18 protein-coding genes are annotated in these 22,177 nt (G+C 63.5%); 7 read left to right on the forward strand and 11 right to left on the reverse strand.

Translation table 11 applies throughout. From position 1 onward, the window contains the following. Positions 1–120 precede the first annotated feature (120 nt). Entirely contained in the window at positions 121–2,058 is a 1,938-nt protein-coding gene (locus C5N93_RS26305; RefSeq protein WP_242561583.1) for an ATP-binding cassette domain-containing protein, read from the forward strand. A 147-nt stretch (positions 2,059–2,205) separates the two neighbouring features. Here the strand turns inward: C5N93_RS26305 and radA are convergent, their stop codons facing one another. Next, positions 2,206–3,579, reverse strand: a complete 1,374-nt coding sequence (gene radA / locus C5N93_RS26310) for a DNA repair protein RadA (protein WP_069344960.1) — start codon at positions 3,577–3,579, stop codon at positions 2,206–2,208. Between the two features lie 22 nt (positions 3,580–3,601). Then, the gene (gene alr / locus C5N93_RS26315) at positions 3,602–4,672 is read right to left on the reverse strand and encodes an alanine racemase (protein ID WP_242561584.1); all 1,071 of its coding nucleotides are present in this window, start codon (positions 4,670–4,672) and stop codon (positions 3,602–3,604) included. Positions 4,673–5,009: 337 nt separating this feature from the next. Here alr and lplT point away from each other — a divergent pair, with 337 nt between their 5' ends. After that, the gene (gene lplT, locus C5N93_RS26320) at positions 5,010–6,302 is read left to right on the forward strand and encodes a lysophospholipid transporter LplT (protein ID WP_069344958.1); all 1,293 of its coding nucleotides are present in this window, start codon (positions 5,010–5,012) and stop codon (positions 6,300–6,302) included. 1 nt (position 6,303) lies between these two features. Continuing rightward, on the forward strand, positions 6,304–7,155 hold the full coding sequence (gene thiD, locus C5N93_RS26325) for a bifunctional hydroxymethylpyrimidine kinase/phosphomethylpyrimidine kinase (RefSeq protein WP_150723087.1): 852 nt from the start codon (positions 6,304–6,306) through the stop codon (positions 7,153–7,155). A 155-nt stretch (positions 7,156–7,310) separates the two neighbouring features. On the opposite strand, the gene C5N93_RS26330 is transcribed toward thiD, so the two are convergent. Genes C5N93_RS26330 through tsaB form a run of 4 tightly spaced genes read right to left on the reverse strand, consistent with a single transcriptional unit; the run spans position 7,311 to position 10,873 of the window. Next, positions 7,311–8,618, reverse strand: coding sequence for a DUF1853 family protein (locus tag C5N93_RS26330; RefSeq protein ID WP_242561585.1), 1,308 nt, complete (start codon positions 8,616–8,618; stop codon positions 7,311–7,313). Beyond that, a complete protein-coding gene (locus C5N93_RS26335) occupies positions 8,579–9,646 on the reverse strand; it encodes a uracil-DNA glycosylase (RefSeq protein WP_242561586.1) in 1,068 nt (355 codons plus the stop codon). Before C5N93_RS26335 ends, C5N93_RS26330 begins: the two co-directional genes overlap by 40 nt. Then, positions 9,633–10,112, reverse strand: a complete 480-nt coding sequence (rimI, locus tag C5N93_RS26340) for a ribosomal protein S18-alanine N-acetyltransferase (RefSeq protein WP_150723084.1) — start codon at positions 10,110–10,112, stop codon at positions 9,633–9,635. The genes C5N93_RS26335 and rimI overlap by 14 nt, the downstream gene beginning before the upstream one ends. Further along, the gene (tsaB, locus tag C5N93_RS26345) at positions 10,112–10,873 is read right to left on the reverse strand and encodes a tRNA (adenosine(37)-N6)-threonylcarbamoyltransferase complex dimerization subunit type 1 TsaB (RefSeq protein WP_242561587.1); all 762 of its coding nucleotides are present in this window, start codon (positions 10,871–10,873) and stop codon (positions 10,112–10,114) included. The genes rimI and tsaB overlap by 1 nt, the downstream gene beginning before the upstream one ends. 508 nt (positions 10,874–11,381) lie before the next feature. Here tsaB and C5N93_RS26350 point away from each other — a divergent pair. Next, positions 11,382–13,229 carry a DEAD/DEAH box helicase gene (locus C5N93_RS26350; protein ID WP_242561588.1) on the forward strand — a complete coding sequence of 616 codons (1,848 nt, stop codon included), beginning with the start codon at positions 11,382–11,384 and terminating at the stop codon, positions 13,227–13,229. A 136-nt stretch (positions 13,230–13,365) separates the two neighbouring features. Here the strand turns inward: C5N93_RS26350 and C5N93_RS26355 are convergent, their stop codons facing one another. The 3 genes from C5N93_RS26355 to aceB all read right to left on the reverse strand — a co-directional run bounded on the left by C5N93_RS26355 (position 13,366) and on the right by aceB (position 17,965). Beyond that, positions 13,366–14,907 carry a hypothetical protein gene (locus C5N93_RS26355; protein WP_242561589.1) on the reverse strand — a complete coding sequence of 514 codons (1,542 nt, stop codon included), beginning with the start codon at positions 14,905–14,907 and terminating at the stop codon, positions 13,366–13,368. Between the two features lie 99 nt (positions 14,908–15,006). Further along, positions 15,007–15,942: a prolyl aminopeptidase gene (gene pip, locus C5N93_RS26360; protein ID WP_242561619.1), complete on the reverse strand. Its 936-nt coding sequence runs from the start codon at positions 15,940–15,942 to the stop codon at positions 15,007–15,009. Positions 15,943–16,369: 427 nt separating this feature from the next. Further along, complete coding sequence (gene aceB / locus C5N93_RS26365; protein WP_242561590.1) at positions 16,370–17,965, reverse strand: malate synthase A; 1,596 nt, start codon at positions 17,963–17,965, stop codon at positions 16,370–16,372. A 230-nt stretch (positions 17,966–18,195) separates the two neighbouring features. On the opposite strand from aceB, the gene C5N93_RS26370 reads away from it, so the two are divergent. Both C5N93_RS26370 and C5N93_RS26375 read left to right on the forward strand, forming a co-directional pair. After that, positions 18,196–19,146 (forward strand): LysR family transcriptional regulator, encoded by a 951-nt coding sequence (locus C5N93_RS26370; protein ID WP_242561591.1) that lies wholly within the window; start codon positions 18,196–18,198, stop codon positions 19,144–19,146. A 206-nt stretch (positions 19,147–19,352) separates the two neighbouring features. Continuing rightward, positions 19,353–19,790: a universal stress protein gene (locus tag C5N93_RS26375; protein WP_069344949.1), complete on the forward strand. Its 438-nt coding sequence runs from the start codon at positions 19,353–19,355 to the stop codon at positions 19,788–19,790. 100 nt (positions 19,791–19,890) lie between these two features. Here the strand turns inward: C5N93_RS26375 and C5N93_RS26380 are convergent, their stop codons facing one another. Beyond that, a complete protein-coding gene (locus tag C5N93_RS26380) occupies positions 19,891–20,751 on the reverse strand; it encodes an SDR family oxidoreductase (protein ID WP_242561592.1) in 861 nt (286 codons plus the stop codon). A gap of 188 nt (positions 20,752–20,939) precedes the next feature. On the opposite strand from C5N93_RS26380, the gene C5N93_RS26385 reads away from it, so the two are divergent. Then, positions 20,940–21,884 (forward strand): GlxA family transcriptional regulator, encoded by a 945-nt coding sequence (locus tag C5N93_RS26385; RefSeq protein WP_242561593.1) that lies wholly within the window; start codon positions 20,940–20,942, stop codon positions 21,882–21,884. Between the two features lie 149 nt (positions 21,885–22,033). Here the strand turns inward: C5N93_RS26385 and C5N93_RS28410 are convergent, their stop codons facing one another. Beyond that, positions 22,034–22,159, reverse strand: a complete 126-nt coding sequence (locus C5N93_RS28410; protein WP_277990478.1) for a hypothetical protein — start codon at positions 22,157–22,159, stop codon at positions 22,034–22,036. Positions 22,160–22,177: the final 18 nt, after the last annotated feature.

The following is a 22,177-nucleotide window of genomic DNA, read 5'->3' on the forward strand; positions in this document are numbered from 1 at the left end:
CGCGATGCCACTCGACGATTTCCGCAGACAATTCACCCACAGTCGGTAAAATACGCGTTTTTCCGCTCAACACGGCGGCCCGCCGGCACTCTCGTGCTCGCCCGCGCTGCCGTTCCCGCTGTGATCCGATTCGAACACCTCAGCCTCGCGCGCGGCACGAAGCCGCTCTTCGAGGACACCTCCGTGACGCTCAACCCGGGCGAGCGCGTCGGCCTCGTCGGCGCCAACGGCGCGGGCAAATCCACATTGTTCGCCCTGCTGCGCGGACAACTGCACGCTGATGGCGGCGACGTTTTCGTCCCCAGCGGCTGGCGCGTCGCGCATGTGATGCAGGAAACGCCCGCGGTCGAACGCACGGCGCTCGACTACGTCCTCGACGGGGATACGCGCCTGCGCGAGATCGAAGCGGCCATTGCCGCCGCCGAAGCCGCACATGACGGCCACACCCAGGCCGAAGCGCACGCCGCCTTCGCCGACGCCGACGGCTACACCGCCCCGGCGCGTGGCGAAGCCCTGCTGCTCGGCCTCGGCTTCACGCTCGCGCAAACCCAGTTACCCGTCGCCAGCTTCTCCGGCGGATGGCGCATGCGTCTGAATCTGGCGCAAGCGCTGATGTGCCCGTCAGATCTGCTGCTGCTCGACGAACCGACCAACCACCTGGACCTCGATGCCATCGTCTGGCTCGAAGACTGGCTCAAGCGCTATCCGGGCACGCTGATCGTGATTTCCCACGACCGCGAATTTCTGGATGAAGTCTGTAACGTCACCCTGCACATCGAGAACCAGCAGATCAAGCGTTACGGCGGCAACTACAGCCAGTTTGAAATCCTGCGCGGCCAGCAACTGACGCTGCAACAAAGCGCATTCGAGAAGCAGAAGAAGACGATTGCCCATCTGGAATCGTTCATCACGCGCTTCAAAGCCAAGGCGTCGAAGGCCCGACAGGCACAAAGCCGGATGAAGGCGCTGGAGAAGATGGAGCGCATTGCGCCCGCGCATGTGGCGTCGCCGTTCACATTCGAGTTCCGTCCGGCCGACAGCGCCCCGAATCCCATGCTCGTGCTCGAAGCCGTGCGATGCGGTTATGCGCTCGACGACGGCAGCGACAAGATCATCCTGCCGCACGTCACGATGTCGGTGCAGAACGAGCAACGCATTGGCCTGCTCGGCGCCAACGGTCAGGGGAAGTCGACCCTCATCAAGACCTTGGCCGGCACGCTTGCCCCACTCGCCGGTACGGTCAAGACCGGCAAGGGCCTTCAGATCGGCTACTTCGCGCAGCATCAGGTCGAGACGCTGCGTCATGACGATTCGCCGTTGCAGCACTTGCAGCGTCTCGCGCCAGACACGCGTGAGCAGGAGTTGCGCGACTTCCTCGGTGGCTTCAACTTCCGGGGCGACATGGCGACGGCATCGATTGCCCCGTTCTCCGGCGGCGAAAAGGCACGCCTCGCATTGGCGCTGATCATCTGGCAAAAGCCGAATCTGCTTCTGCTCGACGAACCGACCAACCACCTGGACCTCGAAACGCGTCATGCACTGACGATGGCCCTCGCCCAGTTCGACGGCACGTTGATTCTCGTCTCACACGATCGGCACCTGTTGCGTGCCACGACCGATCAGTTCCTGCTGGTCGCGGGCGGCGAAGTGAAAGCGTTCGATGGCGATCTCGACGACTATCGCGACTGGCTGCTGCAACACGCAGCAGATCAACGCGCGGCAGCGCGGGAAGCCAGCAGCGGTGGCAGCGATAACGCGGGTGACGACGGCGTCAATCGCAAGGATCAGAAACGCGCGGAGGCACAGGAGCGTCAGCGTCTGTCGCAATTGCGCAAGCCGTTGCAGCGCAAGATCGAGAAGCTGGAGCAGACGATGAGCAAGCTCTCGGATGAGAAAGCGAAGCTGGACGCGATTCTTGCCGACAGCGGCACGTATGAGGCGGAGAAGAAGACGCTTCTGACCGACAGCCTCAAACAACAAGCCGAGGTCACGGCCAAGCTCGCGGATGTGGAAGCCGAGTGGCTCGAAGCGCAGGAAGCCATCGAGCAGATCGTCTGACGAGTTCACCCAGACAGCAAGGGAGCACGGGCAGACACGTCCGATGCCGGGAATTCTCCGACACGCGACGCCGCCGCATCAATCCCGGTGTAAAAAAAGCCGCTTCGATGTCGCATCGAAGCGGCTTTTTCATTCATGTCTGTGGCTTCACAAACCGGCCACGACCGATATCGCCTGTTCCAGACGGTCGACGGCGTGCACTTCCAGCCCATCGATCGGTTGTTTCGGCGCATTCGCTTTCGGAATGATCGCAATCGAAAAGCCAAGCTTGGCGGCTTCCTTGAGACGATCCTGGCCGCGCGGGCTCGGCCGGATCTCCCCGGCGAGGCCAACTTCGCCGAACGCGACGATGCCACGCGGCAGCGGCTTGTTACGCAGCGACGAGTGAATCGCAAGCAACACGGCCAGGTCCGCCGCCGGCTCCGTGATCTTCACGCCGCCGACGGCGTTCAGAAACACGTCCTGATCGAAGCACGCAATGCCCGCGTGCCGATGCATCACCGCCAGCAACATCGCCAGTCGGTTCTGTTCCAGCCCGACGGCGAGACGCCGCGGATTCGGCACCTGCGCCGTATCGACCAACGCCTGCACTTCGACGAGCAGCGGACGCGTCCCCTCCTGCGTCACGAGCACACACGACCCGGGCACGCTCTGCTCGTGCTGCGAGAGGAACAGCGCCGACGGATTGGCCACGCCGCGCAGCCCCTTCTCCGTCATCGCGAACACGCCCAGCTCATTCACCGCACCGAAGCGGTTCTTGAACGCCCGGACCAGACGGTACGACGAATGCGTATCCCCTTCGAAATACAGCACCGTATCGACGATGTGTTCCAGCACGCGAGGCCCGGCGAGGCTGCCTTCTTTCGTCACGTGACCGACCATGATGACCGTCACGCCGCTCTGCTTGGCCGTGCGGGTCAGTTGCGCCGCGCACTCGCGAACCTGCGCTACCGATCCGGGGGCAGACGTCAGCGCTTCCGAGTAGATCGTCTGAATCGAGTCGATGACGACCACGTCGGGCTTCTCGGATTCGATCGCGCCGAGAATCTTCTCCAGCTGGATTTCCGCCAGCAGATCCAGCTCACCCCCGCCCTCACCTGCGGCACCGAGGCCGAGGCGCTGCGCTCGCAGCGCAATCTGCGCCCCCGACTCTTCGCCGCTCACGTACAACGCGCGTCGTTCACGCGCGAGATGCGCGAGCGATTGCAGCAGCAACGTCGACTTGCCGATCCCGGGGTCCCCCCCGATCAGCACGACACCGCCCGCCACCAGACCGCCGCCCAGCACGCGGTCGAATTCACTCACACCGCTGGAAAAGCGCGGAACGTCAGAGGCTTCGATTTCCGCCAGCTTGCGCACCGGCGTACTCTTGGCGAGCGACTGGTAACGATGCCCGGTGGACGCTTCCGCCACCGATTCGACGAGCGTGTTCCAGCCGTTGCAGTTGGGGCATTGCCCCGCCCACTTGGGGGTTTGACCACCGCATTCGGTACAGATGTAGACGGTCTTGGCTTTAGCCATGCAGCAATTCCTGTGGTGACGCTCAGAAAGCGTGAAGCGGCACGCGACGCGCCACCGCACACATCAATTCGTAGCCGAGCGTGCCGGCCGAAGCCGCCACCTCGTCGATGCAAAGACCGCGCCCCCACAACGTGACCGGCGTACCCACACGCGCCTGCGGCACCGGCGTCAGATCGACGGACAGCATATCCATCGACACGCGGCCGATCGTGCGCGTGCGCACTCCGTCGACCAGAATCGGCGTGCCGGTCGGCGCCACACGCGGATAGCCGTCGGCATAGCCGCACGCCACGGTGCCCACACGCATCGGCGCCTCCGCCTTGAACACGCTGCCGTAGCCCACCGTGCCACCGGCCGGGACGTCCTGAATGCCGATCAATTCCGCTTCGAGCGTCATCGTGGGTTGCAGATCGAGTTGCGCCGCCGTCACTTCGAGCCCCTTCGGCGACGAACCGTACAGCATGATGCCGGGACGCACCCACGCACCATGCGCACTCGGATGGAACAACGTCGCGGCGGAGTTGGAGAGACTGCGCTCGCCGGGCACGTCGCACGCACCGCGCTCGAATGTCTCCATCTGATAGGCAATGCCGCGATCGCCATCTGCGTCCGAAAAGTGCGTCATCAGTACGATCTGGCTGACGCCGGCAATCGCGCGGGCACGTTCCCACGCAGCGCGAAAACGCTCGGGCGCGAAACCGAGACGGTTCATGCCGGAGTTCATCTTGAGCTGGATGTTGAGCGGCTTGCTCAGCCGCGCGGTTTCGAGCATGCGCAGTTGCTCGTCGCTATGCACGGTCGTCGTCAAACCGTATTTATCGATGACGGCCAGGTCTTCCGGCTTGAAGAAACCTTCGAGCAGCAGGATGGGACCGGCCCACCCGAGTTCGCGCAAACGCACGGCCTCGTCGAGGTCGAGCAGGCCGAAACCGTCGGCGTCGCGCAATCCGGGATAAGCGTTTTCGATGCCGTGTCCGTAGGCGTTGGCCTTCACTACGGCCCATACCTTGGCGTTGGGCGCGTGACGGCGGGCGACATCGAGATTGTGGGCAAGTGCTGCGGTATGAATCGAAACTTTGATTGGACGGGGCATGGCGAGGATCGAATCTCAGGAGAAGCTCGCCGGCACAGGCCGGCGGCATAACGCATCGGCATATTTTCGTGTTATAAAGCCGTGCGCACAACTTGTTTTGCCGAAATCTTTATCCCGATAACAATATCGGTCTCAGACCGAGGGCGACCGGGCGCCCGACACGGGGGCTTCAAGGCCGAACATACGGTCCATTGACGTCATTTGCACGCTTGATCAGCGCAGATACCCCTGTGTTTAAGCCCGGTTTCTTCCCGTATGGATATCCCTCGGGGATGCCGCGGATTCCGACAACCGAGACACGCAAGTTTTACGCCGCACGGGATCGACTCAAGTACCGATGAAGAAAGGCTTTTACACCATCATGGCCGCGCAGTTTTTTTCGTCGCTGGCCGACAATGCATTGCTGATTGCTGCAATTGCCCTCCTGAAGGATCTGCATTCTCCGCAGTGGATGACGCCGCTGCTCAAACTCTTCTTCGTTCTCTCGTACGTCATTCTCGCCGCCTACGTCGGTGCGTTCGCCGACTCGATGCCCAAGGGCAAGGTGATGTTCATCAGCAACTCGATCAAGGTCGCGGGCTGTCTGATGATGCTGTTCGGCTCACACCCGCTGATTGCGTATGGTGTTGTCGGGTTCGGCGCGGCCGCGTACTCCCCCGCGAAGTACGGCATTCTCACGGAACTCCTGCCGGCCGAGAGACTGGTTGCCGCAAACGGGTGGATCGAAGGGCTCACGGTCAGTTCGATCATTCTCGGCACCGTGCTCGGCGGCGCGCTCATCAGTCCGCACATATCGGCCTGGGTACTGCACCACACGCCCGAGGTGATCAATTCGCCCGCGATGGCCTCGATGGTCGTCATTATGGGGATCTACGTCATCGCCGCCCTGTTCAACCTGCGTATTCCTGATACTGGCGCACGTTATGCGCGTCAGGAACGCAATCCGATCAAGCTCGTTTCCGATTTCGCCGATTGTTTCGTCACCCTTTGGCGCGACAAGCTGGGCCAGATCTCGCTTGCGGTCACCACGCTGTTCTGGGGCGCAGGTGCAACGCTGCAATTCATCGTGCTGCGCTGGGCGGAAAAAGCGCTCGGCATGACGCTCTCGGAAGGCGCGATTCTGCAAGCCGTGTCGGCCGTGGGTGTGGCCATTGGCGCCATCGTGGCCGCCTCGCGCATTCCGCTCAAGCGATCGCTGTCCGTGCTGCCGGTCGGCATCGCGATGGGGATCGCCGTGATGGCCATGGCGTTCTTCTCGAAGGACCTGCTGCCGTGGGGCACCGAATGGAAGGTGCCGCTGTACCTGATCGTCTCGTACATCTTCCTCATCATCGTCGGCGCACTCGCGGGCTTCTTCGTCGTACCGATGAACGCCCTGCTCCAGCACCGGGGTCACGTGCTGCTCTCTGCCGGGCATTCGATTGCCGTCCAGAACTTCAACGAGAATCTGTCGGTGCTGATCATGCTGTGCCTGTACGCCCTGCTGATCTGGTTCAACGTGCCGGTCGGGGTCGTCATCGTTCTGTTCGGTGTGTTCGTGTCGGGCACGATGTACCTCGTCATGAAGCGTCACCAGGCCAATCAGCGCGAGTTCGATTCCGTCGCGCTCATCGGCGAAGTCAAGCATTGATATGAATTCGCAATCGCCTTCCTCGCGTCACGCGACGCGCCAATCGTCCGTCCCCATCGCCCTCACCATCGCCGGCTCCGATTCCGGCGGTGGCGCAGGCATTCAGGCCGACCTCAAGACGTTTTCCGCGCTCGGCGCTTACGGCGCCAGCGTGATCACGGCGCTCACCGCACAGAACACACAAGGGGTGACGGGCATTCACACGCCGCCGGCGAGCTTCGTCACGGCGCAGATGGATGCAGTCTTCCAGGATCTCGACGTAGACGCCGTGAAGCTCGGCATGCTGGCCAACGCTGATGTGGTGCGCGCGGTCGCCGCCGGTTTGCGTCAGTACAAGCCGCGTTTCGTGGTGCTCGACACCGTCATGATTTCGAAGAGCGGTCATGCGTTGTTGCAGCCGGATGCCGTAGCTGCCCTGCGCGACGAACTCCTGCCGCTGGCCGACCTGATTACGCCGAACCTGCCCGAGGCGGCAGCGTTGCTGGGTGTGGACGCGGCGACGGATGAACGCGAGATGGAGCGTCAGGCACAAGCCCTGCGTGCGCTCGGCGCGCGCAACGTGCTGGTCAAAGGCGGGCATCTGGCCGGCGATCTGAGTCCGGACTGGCTCGTGAGCGAGGCTGGCGTCGAGCGCTTCACCGCGCCGCGCATCGCCGCCCACAACACCCACGGCACAGGCTGCACGCTGTCAGCGGCGCTTGCGGCACTGCGTCCGCGCCGCGACGGCTGGTCGGACACCGTGCGCGACGCCAAGGCCTACCTCAACGGCGCCCTCGCAGCGAGCGACGACCTCAGCATCGGCAAAGGCATCGGGCCGGTGCACCACTTCCACGCGGTCTGGCCGAAGGGCTGAGCCTCGTTTATCGGCGGGCCGTCGTCGCCCGCGTCGTCGCCTACGTCATCGCTTAACGGTCATCGCATTCCGGGTGACGAATAACGGCCACCCGCATCGCTTCCGATTGACGTCATCCACGCCCGTCGGCATCGACGCCACTCAGATCGAAAAGGTCAGATCGACGGCGCACCATCATCGGCGGACTGTGCAATGACCTTGCGGGCGGCCGCTTCGGCACGTTCGCTCAACTCCTCGATACGATGACGGGCGCGCGGCGCCCAGAAATCCGGCACGATGAATCCACGCGCGTGCTCGAACCAGTCTGATGTGCCGCTGGAAGACGCATCGCGGTGGTCCCCCGCCTCACTCCCGCCCTCAGCCCGCCTGCGCAACGAGACGATCAGCAACGGCTCGGCCACGCCACGTTCGTGCCAGTGCGCTTCGATCCGCGCACGCATGGCGTCCAGCGATAGCGCCGCCGATGCGTCCACGCGCGCCGGGGCGAGCCAACGGGCACGCGGGAGCATCGCCCACCGCTGCGCCTGCTGCGCCGATTGCGTCGATTCCGCATGCGACCACCACTCGTCGAGCGTCGCCCACCACCCTCTGCCGTGCCCGTCTGACGCCACCCGCGGCAACCGTCCGTCTTGGCCCAGCGGATGAAAGAGCCAGCCCTTGAGATACACCTGCGGCAACCACGGTCCGGGTGCGGGCAGCGCGCTGCGTACGGCGTCGAACGTGGTCAACCGCAGTTGGTGCCCCAACAGTCGCGCCACCTTGTCGGCAAAGCTATCCGCGAGATTCGGCCCCAGCCAACGAAACTGGACAGCGCGCTCATCGAGCGGCGGCGACGATGTCTCGGGTGGCACATACAGGTACAACTTCACCGCAAGTTCCCAATGCAGCAACCGGCGATCGGCCTGTCGGGAGAGCAGGAAATCGCACTCGCCCAGCGTCATGTTGCCGCGCCGGGCATCGCGCACTTGCAGGCCTGCCGCCAGCAAGTCGAAATCCGGACTGTGAAGGAGCGCGAAGTGCAGCAGTTGCTCCGCGTAACGCCCGAGGCGATGACTTTCGCCTCGCGCGAGCATTTCGCGCAGCGGTTCGGGATCAGCGTCGCAGGCCAGCAACCAGTCTCGCAGGGCACGAGACGGCGAGGTCGTGGAGGTCGTTGTGGTTGCGGAAGTTCTGGAGATTGCGGAGGTTGCGGCGACAGCGGAGGCCGCGGATGCATCAACGAGAGACGCATGCACGTCGGCCCCATCGGATTGCGCGACAGTCGCCGCGTGATGCGCATCCCCATCTGCGGGTGCACGCACCGATGCAGCGTCAGCCTCCTGAAAATGCGCCAGCGCCGCCGGGAACCGCGCGGCGCTGAGCAGATCGGCAGACAACAATAACCACGCGAGGTCGCGCACAGGCGCCTCGCGCAGCGTTTCGATCAGTTCGCCGTAGGTTTGTCGTCCGGAGTCGTTTCGCACACCGCCTCGTAGGTAGCCCGCGCCAGGCACCAATCCGTCCAGGCTTTGGCCTTGTCGGGCAGACTGCGCAACAGATAGGCCGGATGGTACGTCACGATCACCGGCACCCCTTCGTATTCGTGGACTCGTCCACGCAGGCTGGCGATACTCGCCTGCGTGCGCAAGATGCTCTGCGCAGCGAAGCGCCCCATCACCACGATCACGCGCGGCTTGAGCAACGCGACCTGACGCTTCAGATACGGCTCGCAACTCGCGACCTCATCCGGCTCGGGATCACGATTGTTGGGCGGACGGCATTTCAGCACGTTCGCGATATAGACGTTCTCGCCACGCTGCAACGCTGACGCACGCAGCATGTTGTCGAGCAACTTGCCCGCCTGACCGACGAACGGCTCGCCCTGCAAGTCCTCCTGCTGCCCCGGCGCTTCGCCTACGAGCAGCCAGTCGGCCTCGCGATCGCCCACGCCGAACACCGTCTGCGTACGCTTTTCGCACAGCCCGCAGAGGCGGCAATTCGATACCCGCTCCGTCAGCGCATCCCAATCCAGCGTTTCGACGCCCGGCAACTTCGGTCGCGACGGCGTGTCTTCACCGCCATCGCGCACGATCGACCACAGCGCAGCATCGGCAGCGGCATCGCCATCACCGAAACCATCGCTGTCGAGCCACATCGGTACGTCGTCGGGCGGGATGTCAGCGGCGCGGCGGTTCGATTCGCGCGCGACGGGGGCAGGCGCAACTTCGCGTCGTACGGGTGCGGCGGGGGCGTCGCCGAGCGCGGGAGCGCGCATCGCGGGCCGCGCCATCCCGGCCGACGGCACCGCAGACGGCATATCCCATGGGGGCGGCTCCTCGCCCGGCACCACTGTCGGCGAAATCTCGGCGACTTGCATGGGAGACGCCTCAAGCGTCGCGACATCCCCTTCGTCCGCAGTGACGGCGGATGCCGCTGCGTTCGCCACGGCGTCGTTCGACATCCACACCGGCCACAGCCCGAACTCTTCCAGAATCGCTTTAGGCCACGGCACGATCGGTCTCCCACGACAGGCGCATCACGATAGCGTCTTCACGACGCCCGCTCGCCGGATAATATCCCTTGCGTCGGCCGATCTGCTCGAAACCGAAACGCTCATAAATGCGCAATGCACGCATGTTCGACGGACGCACTTCCAGCAGCACGCCGCCCATCCCCAACTCGCGCGAAACCCGCACGACTTCTTGCAGCAACTGCACGCCCAGGCCGTTACCCTGCATCTCGGGCGTCACGCACACGTTGAGCAAATGCGATTCGTCGACGACCGGCATCAGCAGGAAGTAACCCAGCAGCGTGCCGTCGACAGCTCGCAGACACACGCCGCGGTGCCCGGCTTCGAGCGAATCCGCGAAGTTCTGACGCGTCCAGGGAAACGGATAAGCGCGCACTTCAATCGCAATGACCTCGTCGAGATCGGCCAGCGTCATCGGCGAATAATGGTTGGGCCCGGCCTGACGCATCAGGAAGCCCCCTTGCCGTCGACCTGACTTGCCGCCTGCTTGATCGCTTCACGCTCAGCGGTCGTCTGTGCCACCTTGTTGCGGATGTAGACGGGCATGGCCCGATCGGCGGGAATCGCCTCACCACGCGCGAACGCCCGCGCCGCCAGTTCGGCGACGTAACGGGCACGCGGCATGGCGTCGGCGAGCACGGCCTGCGCCTGAACGCTGGCTTGCAGACGCTCGCCGAATGCCGTCACGGCGTTACCCGCGACGACGAAATCGGTGTCCGGCGCGCGGACTTGCTCGGCCGCATCGAGCGACGGCGCCTGCATTTCGCGCCAGTCGCCGGACGCGTCGTCCCATACGTAATCAGCCCAATAGGCCTCGTTCATTCGTGCGTCGAGCGCCACGAGCACCCGCTGCGTACCCACGCGCATGGCGCGCGCAGCTTCCGCACAGGCGAGCAACGTACCGACAGGCACCACCGGCAATCCGGCGCCGAAGGCCAGTCCCTGCGCGACGCCACAGGCCGTACGTAATCCGGTGAACGAACCGGGGCCCGCGCCGAAGGCAATGGCATCGCACTCGGCCAGCGTCACGCCGGCTTCGCGCAGCACGTCGCGGGCAGCGGGAAGAATGTGGGTACTGGAGACGGGGCCGGTATCGAGATGACGCTCGACCACGAGGGCCGGTGCGCCAGTGGCGGCATCGTGACGATACACGGCGACCGAACAGAACTCGGTCGAGGTATCGAGGGCGAGAAGCGTAATCGAAGACATGGCGCTATTGTAATCGGGCGCACGCCGCGCAATCTAGCGAGATCACGCCGATCCTCGACATCTCCGGACCTAGGCCACCGGCATGGCGAGCGAATCGGTCCAGGCAGCGGTTTACCGTTGAGGGCCGGTTGAGTGCCGGTTGGCATTCGGACTGGCGACGGATCGGAGGCGCCGGAGCACCCCGCCGCCGGGGCCTCACCACTCCGTGCAAATCCGAACGTGCATTATTTTTAAAACAGGTATATAATGCGCGCTTCGCCTCGCAGGGCCTTATGTGATTCCCCGCCTGGTGACGATAACTGCGTTTTGCCCCAATCCTGTGATAAGCCGCTGTAGTTCTTGCCGGTACTGGCGTTCTTAAGAACGACCCGCCACCGTCCCCTGGCTTACGATACGGATTTCGATCCGCTTTCTGCCCCATCCGCGATTTGCTTCCTGCTTGCGACGAATTGGGTTTGCCGATTGGCGCCAACGCCCCGACATAACCTTACAATCCGCAAGAGGATTCATGGAACAGCATTCCAAGCTGTCTGCCATCGCGCAGACGTATTTCCCGTCGTCCGAAGAAAACGAAAAGCCTGCCATTGAGGTCGCCAGCGACGAAGACGGCAAGCCCACGTTCGCCGAACTCGGCCTGAACGAAGCCATTCTCTCGGCACTGACCACCGCCGGTTACACCCACCCGACGCCCGTGCAACAGCGCGCCATTCCGGCTGCGCTGGCGGGCCGCGACCTGCTGGTGTCGAGCCCGACGGGTTCGGGCAAGACGGCCGCCTTCATGCTGCCGGCCATTCACCGCTTCGCCGAAATGCAAGCGGCCGGCGAGTTGAACAACCGCGCCCCGGCCGCGCATCCGCGCAACCAGCCGGCAGCCCCCGGCGAGAAGCCCCGCAAGGGCCAGCGCGTGCGTCGCGTTGCCGCTCAGCCGCTGCTGCTCGTGCTCACGCCCACGCGTGAACTCGCTCAACAGGTCTCGACCGCTGCCGATACGTACGGCAAGCAACTGCGCCGTCTGCGCACGGTCAGCATTCTGGGCGGCATGCCCTACCCGCGTCAGCTCGAAATGCTGGCCAAGCAGCCCGAGATCATCGTGGCCACGCCGGGCCGTCTGCTCGATCACATCTCCAGCGGCAAGATCGATCTGTCGCAACTGATGATGCTCGTGCTCGACGAAGCCGACCGCATGCTCGACATGGGCTTCATCGATGACATTCAGGCCATCGTCGACGCCACGCCGGAAACGCGCCAGACGCTGCTGTTCTCGGCCACCATCGACGGCCGCATGGGTGAAATCACCCGCCGTCTGCTGCGCGATCCGGAAACGATCGAGATCACGCGTGGCAGCGAGCAACGTACCAACGCGAACATCGAGCAAACGCTGCACTATGTGGACGATCGCGCCCACAAGGATCGCCTGCTCACGCACCTGCTCGGTAACGATTCGCTCGACCAGGCCATCGTGTTCACGTCGACCAAGCGCGACGCCGACCTGCTGGCCGATCAACTCGAACAAGCCGGTTTCGACAGCGCTGCACTGCATGGCGACATGCCGCAAGGCGTGCGTAACCGCACGCTGCGCGCACTGCGCGAGCGTCGTGTGCGCGTGCTGGTGGCCACCGACGTCGCCGCACGCGGCATCGACGTGCCGGGCATCACGCACGTGTTCAACTACGACCTGCCGAAGTTCGCGGAAGACTACGTCCACCGTATCGGCCGCACGGGCCGTGCCGGTCGTCGTGGCGTGGCCGTGAGCCTTGCCGCGCACGCCGAAATCGGTGCTGTGCGCCGTATCGAACGTTACACGCGTCAACCGCTGCCGGTGAACGTCGTGGCCGGCTTCGAGCCGCGCCGCTCGCCGCCGAAGGCTGGCGCCGGCGGCAAGCGCCCGGGTCCGGGCCGTGGCGGTCCGCGTCATGGTCAGGGTAACGGCGGCGGCCGTTGGAGCAACAGCGGCCCGCGTCACGGCAGCAGCGGTGGCAACAGCGGTTACGGCGGTGGTAACGGCGGCAGCGGCGGCTATCAGGGCGGCCAGCGCTTCGGCGGCAACAAGCCGGCCGGTGCACCGTTCGAGCGTCGCGAAAGCAGCGGCTATCAGGGCGGCTACCAGCAGGCTGGCAGCGGCAATGGTGGTAACGGTGGCGGTAATGGCTTCTCGAACGGCGCGTCCACGGACCGCTTCGAGCGTCGTTCGCCGCGCCCGTTCGACGACAGCCGTCAGGACCGTGGCACCCGCTCGTTCGAAGGCGGCGGCTATCGTCAAGACCGCGGCAACCGCAGCTTCGACGGCCAACGTCAGGATCGCGGCTATGGCAATCGTGGCAACGGCGGTGGCTTCAACAAGCGTCGCGGCGACTAAGCAACGCTTTTGTCGGTGAGACCGGTGAGAACCGGTTTCGCATGGATCGACACAAAACCCCGGCATCGACGCACGTCGTCGATGCCGGGGTTTTCGTTTGTGCGGACGATTGATGTCAACTCGACGCACCGCCGAATCAGCGCACGTGGCGTCGACGCAATCCCAAGGTGGACTGCGCAGCCTTGCTCGATACATCAACGTCAAGACGCTCGTCCAGCATGACAGGTGGCGACACGGCTGCGGGAGATTGCGAGGCAGGCCCGGCGCGCTCCCGGAAAGCCTGAGCAAGAACTTCAAGCCAATTCAATTCGGGAACGTCACCGCCAGCGGCCTGTAGCATGTCGAGAACCAACATACCCTGAAATAGCTCCCCCTCCACCACCCGCATCTTCGTCTGCGGATGGACGTGAGTCTCCTTCACCCTGTTCCCCGTCTCCGAGGCCACAACATCGAAGACTCCGTCACACCCAGGTGTTGGATGACGCCTCGCCAGTAGCATCCAGGATTGCTCCGCGTCCTCGCGAAAATCAATACCTGCGTGCGGATCTCCCATATCAACAAACCGGATCCTGTACGCCCCGAAACGCAGTGCATCACCGACAAACGCCTCGCTGCGCCGCGCAATGGCACTGCGAATCGCCGGTGCCAGCACTGCCACGCTCAGACCCGGACCCACCGGCAACCCCAAACGCTCGAAACAAGGAGATGCATTCTCGCGCAGCGCCTTGTTCAACGGCGACGCCTCCAGGTGGTCAAGCCTGCTTGCGACCAGCAGTGCCACCTCGGCAGACATCAATCGAAGACCGCGAACGTCCAGCAACCCCAGAAGACGACGCCCTTGTTGGTAGATGACGCCCACCGAGCGACAATTTTCCAAAGCGCGCACCGCCCCGGCGACCCCGCACAAGAGGTAGGGAAATACATCGACGCTCAGGGCGACCTCACACGCAGAGACATATTCCATTGCTGCGGAGGACGGCTGCCCCGCCGTTTCATAGGCCCCGGCAATTTTGAGATGCCAATCCGCGAGTGCCTGCCCCGCATCCCGGGTCAGGCCAGTTCTCGCCGGGGCTATCGACTCACCGATCGTCGGGCCAAAGGTGAAGCGTTTTCTGAGGAACGTCAACATCTCGCCTGCCGTAATACGGCCTTCAGCGTTATTCACCCCAGTTGGCAGAATGGGCACGAACCACGAAGTCCGCGGAATTCTCACCGCAATCAGGCCATCGTTGAAGACTTTTACTGCATCTTCGAATCGACACCACGGGACCTCGGTCTGAAAAAGCATCTCGGCCCGCAGTTCCGGCGAAAGACGCCTGAATACCCGAAGGCTGCACTCTCCGGTTTCGATGGGATAGTGATTCGCCCGATCTACGAGATATTGCCGCCCGTCCGGGTATGCCGAAAGCTGGCAGAATGCGAGCGCCTTGCGTAGCTCGCCCAGGTCGTGCGCACCCTTACCCTGCGCCCAACGCAGCCCCGCGTCCGACATGTCGTCAATGGTTTCGATGTCCGCCAGGAACGCCTCGAAGTCCGCAACACCGGCGCCATCGGGAGATCGTATCTTCGCCTCCAGCGCGGCGATCAACGCATGACTTTTGTCGTGAGGCGTCGGGCAGGCGCCCGACACTTCGGCAGGTTGCAACGCAACAGACGAGGGGCCGAGGGGCGGTAGCATGGCAGTGGTCGTCCTGAGAAGATAACCACGTCACCCTCTCACCCCGTTCCTGCCGACGATTGCAGAAACCGACGATCCTGCCCCTCGTCCGCCTTACCCCTAGCTCGCCGCGAACCGGTCCGTCGCCTCGATCAGCCAGTGCAGGATGTTCGGTTCGCTAAAGGCGTGCCCGGCATCGGGGGCCCAATAGAAATCTGCCTCGGGCCACGCTTTGTGAAGATCCCACGCCGTTCGCGCAGGCGTCGCCATGTCGTAGCGCCCCTGCACGATCACGCCGGGGACGTCGCGCAGCACCTGCGCGCCACCGATCAACTGGTTCGGCTTGAGGAAGCCGTCGTGCACGAAATAATGGTTTTCGATGCGCGCGAAGGCAATCGCGTAATGCGGATCACCGAAGGCTTCCGCAAGCTGATCGTCCGGCAACAGTGTGATCGTGCCGCCCTCCCACATGCTCCACGCGCGTGCCGCTTCGATGCGCAGGGCCTCGTCGGGATGCGTGAGACGCTTCTGATAGGCACGCATCAGATCGCCGCGCTCTTCGAGCGGGATCGGCGCGAGAAACTTCTCCCAACGGTCGGGGAACAGCCACGACGCGCCCTTCTGGTAGTACCAATGCAACTCCTCGCGTCGCACCGTGAAAATGCCTCGCACTACCAGCTCGCTGACCCGGTCGACGTGCGCCTGCGCGTACGCCAACGCCAGCGTGCTACCCCATGACCCGCCGAATACGAGCCATTGTGCATAGCCGAATCTCGTGCGAAGCGCTTCGATGTCGTCGACCAGATCCCACGTCGTGTTGTAGTCGAGGCTCGCGTGCGGCAACGAGCGGCCGCAACCCCGCTGGTCGAACAGCGTGATGCAGTATTTCGCGGGATCGAACAACCGGCGATGCTCCGGCGAACATCCGCCACCGGGGCCACCGTGCAGGAACACGGCAGGTTTGCCTTTCGGATTACCGCACCGCTCCCAGTAGATCTGGTGCCCGTTACCGACGTCGAGCATGCCGCTTTCGAACGGTTCGATGGGCGGGTACAAACCGCGTGGCGACGTCGGAATAGTCTCGACGACCTTGCCCGGACCGCGCAACGCGCGCTGCGATACGCGCTTGGGTTGTGCGCTGGAAACGGTGTCCGGAACCTCGGGAATATCGGGTGGCATCGGCATCCTCACGTGAACGATGATCAAAGCGTGACTCGGTGGAACGCAACGCCAGGCGCGACGGACAATCAGCCGACGCACGCCGACGATGCGAGCGCGGACGAGTAGGACGAGGACCAATACATCAAAGTTCAGTGTAGCGCGGTGCCTCAAACAAGACAAAGCAGCGCGAAAACAAAATGGGACGATGTCGCCATCGTCCCATCGTGTTGCGTTATCTGCCGACTTTCACGCGATACAGCTCCATACCGCGCGAGTTCGGCAACTGCCCTCACATACCGTCAGTGGGCCAGCGTCTGACGCATCAGACCTCTTCGTACAGCGGCAGCGTGAGGAAGTCGACGAAGTCCTCGCTCGTGCTCATCTGCTCGAAGATCACGGCGGCGCGATCGTACGTCGGCGCGACCTGCCCCACGAGTTCCTTGACGTTGACGAGTTCCTGCGCAATGAGCTCGCGCACCAGTTCGGCAGTGACCTTGCGACCATCTTCGAGCTTGCCCTTGGGCGAGCGAATCCATTGCCACACTTGCGAGCGCGAGATCTCGGCGGTGGCCGCATCTTCCATCAGGTTGTGGATGGGCACGCAACCGTTGCCGGCAAGCCAAGCGCCCAGATAATGGATGCCGACGTTGATGTTGTTACGCAGCCCCGCTTCGGTGATCGGCGCTTCGGGCTTGAACTCCAGCAGATCGCGGCCCTTGACGCTCACGTCGTCGCGCTGCTTGTCGATCTGGTTCGGGCGCTCACCCAGCACCTTCACGAACTCTTCCATGGCGACCGGCACGAGTCCCGGGTGCGCGACCCAGCCACCGTCGTAACCGTCCGTCGCATCGCGGGCCTTGTCGCTACGGATGCCCGCCATCGCCTTCTCGTTCGCTTCCGGATCACCCTTGATCGGAATCAGCGCACTCATGCCGCCGATGGCCGGTGCATTGCGGCGATGGCACGTCTTGAGCAACAGCAACGCATAAGCACGCATGAACGGCACCGTCATGTTGATGCGGCTGCGATCGGCCAGACAGAAATCGGCGTCGACCTTGAACTTCTTGATGCACGAGAAGATGTAGTCCCAACGACCGGCGTTCAGGCCCGAGCTATGTTCGCGCAGTTCGTACAGGATCTCGTCCATTTCGAACGCCGCGAGGATGGTCTCGACAAGCACCGTCGCCTTGATGGTGCCCTGCGCCACGCCCAACTCGTTCTGCGCGAGCACGAAGACATCGTTCCACAGGCGCGCTTCGAGATGGCTCTCCAGCTTCGGCAGATAGTAGTAAGGACCGAAGCCGCGCGCGAGCGACGTCCTGGCGTTATGGAAGAAATGCAGACCGAAGTCGAACAGGCTGCCCGACACGCGCACGCCGTCCACGCTCACGTGCTTTTCGTCCAGATGCCAGCCGCGCGGACGCACGATCAGCGTGGCCACCTTGTCGTTCAGCTGATAGCGCTTGCCATTCTGTTCGAGGCTGATGGTGCCGCTCACGGCGTCGCGCACGTTGATCTGACCTTGCAGCTGGTTGTGCCAGTTCGGGGTGTTCGAATCCTCGAAGTCGGTCATGTAGCTGTCCGCGCCGGCGTTCAGCGCGTTGATGATCATCTTGCGCTCGACCGGACCGGTGATTTCCACGCGACGGCATTGCAGCGCCGCCGGCAGCGGCGCGATGCGCCAGTCGCCGTCGCGAATCGCCTGCGTCTCGGGCAGGAAGTCGGGCACTTCACCGGCGTCGAGCCGGGCGACACGCGCTTCGCGTGCGGCAAGCAGCGTCTGACGTTGCGATTCGAACGCGCGATGCAGCTTGGCGACGAAGGCCAGCGCTTCGGGCGTCAGAATGGCTTCGTACTCGGGACGGATATCGGTGGCGTCGACATGCAGTTGCATGCCGGGGGGCAGGCTCAGGGGCATCAGGGATCTCCAACAGCTCGATTTATGTAAGAGGTGCGCCGCAAGGGGGAACATCAGGGGCTTTGCGCGGGGCCTTCCGCCTCGTTGGGCTGGTAAGGCACGCATCTCCGTCAATGCCGCGAGCCACGCGGCCCGTCAGCATTGACCGTCGATTTTATTATTGAAGCCAATCATCATAAATATGCATTGAAATCACTTTATCTATGACTTTTTAGTACATAATCCACGCCATGGATCGCTTCAAACAAATCGAAACGTTCGTTGCCGTGGCCGCCAAGGGAAGTCTGTCTGCCGCCGCGACGCTCGAAGGTGTGGCCCCGGCCGTGATCGGGCGCCGTATCGACGCGCTTGAATATCGCCTGGGCGTGAAATTGCTCGTGCGCACGACTCGACGCGTCACGCTCACCTTCGAGGGCTCCGCCTTTCTCGAAGACTGCCAGCGCATTCTCAACGAAATGCACAACGCTGAAGCCGCCGTGTCTGCGGGAGGCGTGAAAGCGAGCGGCCATCTGCGTCTCTCGGCGCCGGCCGGCTTCGGCCGTCGGCACGTGGCCCCGCTGCTGCCGGTGTTCATCGACGCGCATCCGGACGTCACCGTCACGCTCGATCTCTCCGACCGGCTGGTGGATCTGGTGAACGAAGGCTTCGATTGCGCGATCCGGTTGGGCGAACTGGCCGATTCCAGTCTCGTGTCGCTGCGACTCGGCGAGAACCGGCGCGTGTGCGTGGCAGCGCCCGCCTATCTCGCGCGGCACGGCCGCCCCGAATCACTGGAGGCGCTCGCCCGTCACAACTGCCTGGCGTTCGGCGCCACTGCCAACCAGCAACGCGGCTGGACCTTCTCGCAAGACGGCAAGGTCGTCACCATCCGCGTGAACGGGACGATGGAATGCACCGACGGTGCCGTGCTGCATGACTGGTGTCTGGAGGGCTACGGGCTCGCCTGGCGCTCGTGGTGGGAAGTCGGTGACGATATCCGCGCCGGTCGGCTCGTCACGGTGCTCGACGAATTTGCCGCGCCGCCTATCGGCATTCACGCCGTGTTCCCGCAACGCCGTCACCTGCCGTTACGCGTGCGTCTGTTCATCGACCATCTCAAGCATCACTACAGCAGTTCGGCATACTGGCAAGATGAACCGCTGCCGGGCGGCATGGCGTCAGGAGAATTGCACCAACGCTGAGCATGGGGCTTCGCACGGTGAGTGCCGGGCGGTGCGTACCGAGACGTGCGTCGATCCGACGCCACCATGCGACGGAACGTTTACTACGTAATAAGCGTCTCAATTATCGACACCATGCATGACCACCGGGTTTGCCCCCGTTGCTGCAACGCGCCAAAGCCATAGAATCGAATCGAAGGTTCCGCTGACGATGCGCAGGAGGCCATATGTTATTTACCCATATCCTCATTCCTACCGACGGCTCGGAGCTATCCGAAAAAGCCGTCACCGGCGGGCTCGAACTGGCACGAGCCCTCAACGCCAAAGTCACCGGCTATTGTTGTCTCGCCGAGTATCCCTACTCTCCCTTCAGCGAATACGTGCTCGAAGCCCCGGCAACGTTCAGTGAACGGATCGCCGAAGAAGCGTGCGCGCATCTCGACGGTCTGGCGCAAGCGGCGGCCGCCGCAGGCGTGCCGTTCGAGCGCGATAGTTCCACGTTTCCAGCGCCCTATCTGGGCATCATCGACGCCGCGGAACGTCACGGGTGCGACGTCATTCTGATGGCATCGCATGGTCGGCGCGGTCTCACGAGCCTGCTGCTCGGCAGTGAGACGCAACGTGTGCTCGTGCACTCCAAGATCCCGGTACTCGTCTACCGTTGATCCGGCACTGAGCACAGCTCGTATCAGGGCCATCAGGCCACCCGCGTGAACGCGGGTGGCGTCCTGCCGTCCTGCTTCTGTTTGCCCGACTTGCGGACCGTCAGACCGCTTTCGATATCACATTGTCGAGACGGTAGCGCGGGGCCGGCTTCGCGTTCGAAAACTTGGGGGCGAGCAAGCGCCGGTCGGCTTCCCATCGCGCCCAATCGTCGCCGTCCTGCAACGTCGGGATCGTGACCGTTTCTCCCTGGTCCAATCCCGCCAGCGCTGCATCGACCAGATCCTCGGCGCTCATCGTGCTCGCCGCTTCCTTTTGCTTCGCGTATCCCGCGACATCCCAGAACTCGGTCGCCGTCGCGGCCGGCAGCACGGTCTGAACGCGCACCCCCTTGTTCGCGAGATCGCGCTGGAGGGCATGACCGAAACTCAGCACGTAGGACTTCGATGCACTGTAGACACCATTGAGTGCCTCGACCGCGATGCCGACGACGGACGCGATGTTGATGATCGTGCCGGCGCCTTTCGCGGCAAAGACGGGCGCGACCGCGTAGGTCAGACGCGTGAGTGCCGTGATGTTGAGGTCGATCATCGCGGTCATCTCGTCGACGTCGCTATCGAGTACCGACGCCACCGATCCCACGCCGGCATTGTTCACGAGGAGCGTGATGCTCGGGTCGTCGCGCAGCACGTTTTCGAGGGTCGCGAGTTCGGCTTTGTCGTTGAGGTCGATGGCAAGCGTCTTCACCGAGCGCCCGGTTGCCGCGATCAGCCGCTCGGCAAGTGCCGTCAGACGTGCGGCGTTGCGGGCGACGAGGATCAGGTCGTAGCCGCGTCGCGCCAGACGGTCGGCATATACCGCACCGATCCCTGCGGAGGCGCCCGTGATCAGCGCCGTGCCCTTCGTGGTCGGCACCGACGATACGGTGGAAACGGGGTTCGGGGATTGTTCAATCGTCGTCATGATTGGTTTCTCGTTCGGAAAATGGCTCCGGCGGGCTGCCGGGATGACAGTCATTCTGGTACCGACGCAAAACATCCTCAATGACGTAGATGCAATGATTCAGGTCATTAAAAAGGACCTGAAAATCCATTGATACGACTTGAATCCTGTATATTCCAAAAATCAGGACATTCTCTGGAGCAACGATCATGCATACCGTCGGCCTCGTCGTCTACCCCGGATTCCAGGCGATGAGTCTCTCCGTGGCGAGCGTCTTCGAGTACGCCAACGTCTTGCGAGACGAGCGCATCTATCAGTTCCGGCTGGTGTCCGAGGACGGCGGCCCGGTGATGACCTCGCAGAGCTTTTCCGTCAACACCGACCGGCTTCGGGACTCGACTTACGACACCCTGATCGTCGCCGGCGGCAACGACGGCCAACTGCCGTCGCCCGGCCTGCTCGCCTACCTGCGCAACGCGCCGAACGAAAGCCGGCGCATCGCCTCCATCTGCACCGGGTCTTTCGTGTTGGCCGCTGCCGGGTTGCTCGACGGGAAACGCGCGACCACGCACTGGTTTCACGCGCAGGAATTCCGTCAGCTTTACCCCGATGTTCTGCTCGACGAAGATCGCATCTTCGTGGTGGATGGACAGCTATGGACGTCTGCCGGCATGACGGCGGGCATCGACCTTGCACTGGCCATTGCGGAGAAGGATCTCGGGTTGGAGACGACGCGACAGATTGCCCGCAAGCTGGTCGTGTACCAGCGCCGCGGCGGCGGGCAGTCGCAGTTCTCGGCGTTGCTCGAACTCGACGCCAAGTCCGACCGGGTGCAGATGGCGCTCACGTACGCCAGGGAAAATCTGAGCGCTCCGCTGTCGGTCGAGACGCTGGCGGACGTGGCTCGACTGAGCCCACGCCAGTTCAGTCGCGTCTTTCGTGAGGAGACCGGCCGGTCGCCCGCGAAGGCTGTCGAGCGGCTGCGCGTCGAAGCGGCGCGACTGATGATGGAGACCACGCGTCATCCCATCGAAATCATTGCGCGCGAGACAGGATTCGGCGACCGGGAACGCATGCGTCAGGCATTCTTGCGCGCGTTCGGGCAACCGCCGCAAGCGATTCAACGCACGTCCGGGAGTGCGGCACTCGTGTGATGCCGAACGCCCCGGGTCGTGGCCGACCCGGCTTACCGGGCGCGATGCCTTCCCGACAACCGGGTCATCGATCTGAAGCAGCAATGAAAAAAGGCCCGTGAGCCGGATAAGCTCACGAGCCTTCTCTCGTTCAGGCGTGCTTGCAGCCCTCACCGCGACGGGAACGCCGTCAGGTCTGCCCCGGCCGGATAAGCCGGACGCGCGATCGTCTCGACGCGATACATCCCACTGGCCGACGATGCGCCCCCACGCGCATCGCCGTCCTGCGGGCGCATCGCGCCCTCCCTCAGCCC

The sequence above is a fragment of the Pandoraea sp. LA3 genome (assembly GCF_022696215.1).
Taxonomy (GTDB): Bacteria; Pseudomonadota; Gammaproteobacteria; order Burkholderiales; family Burkholderiaceae; genus Pandoraea; species Pandoraea capi.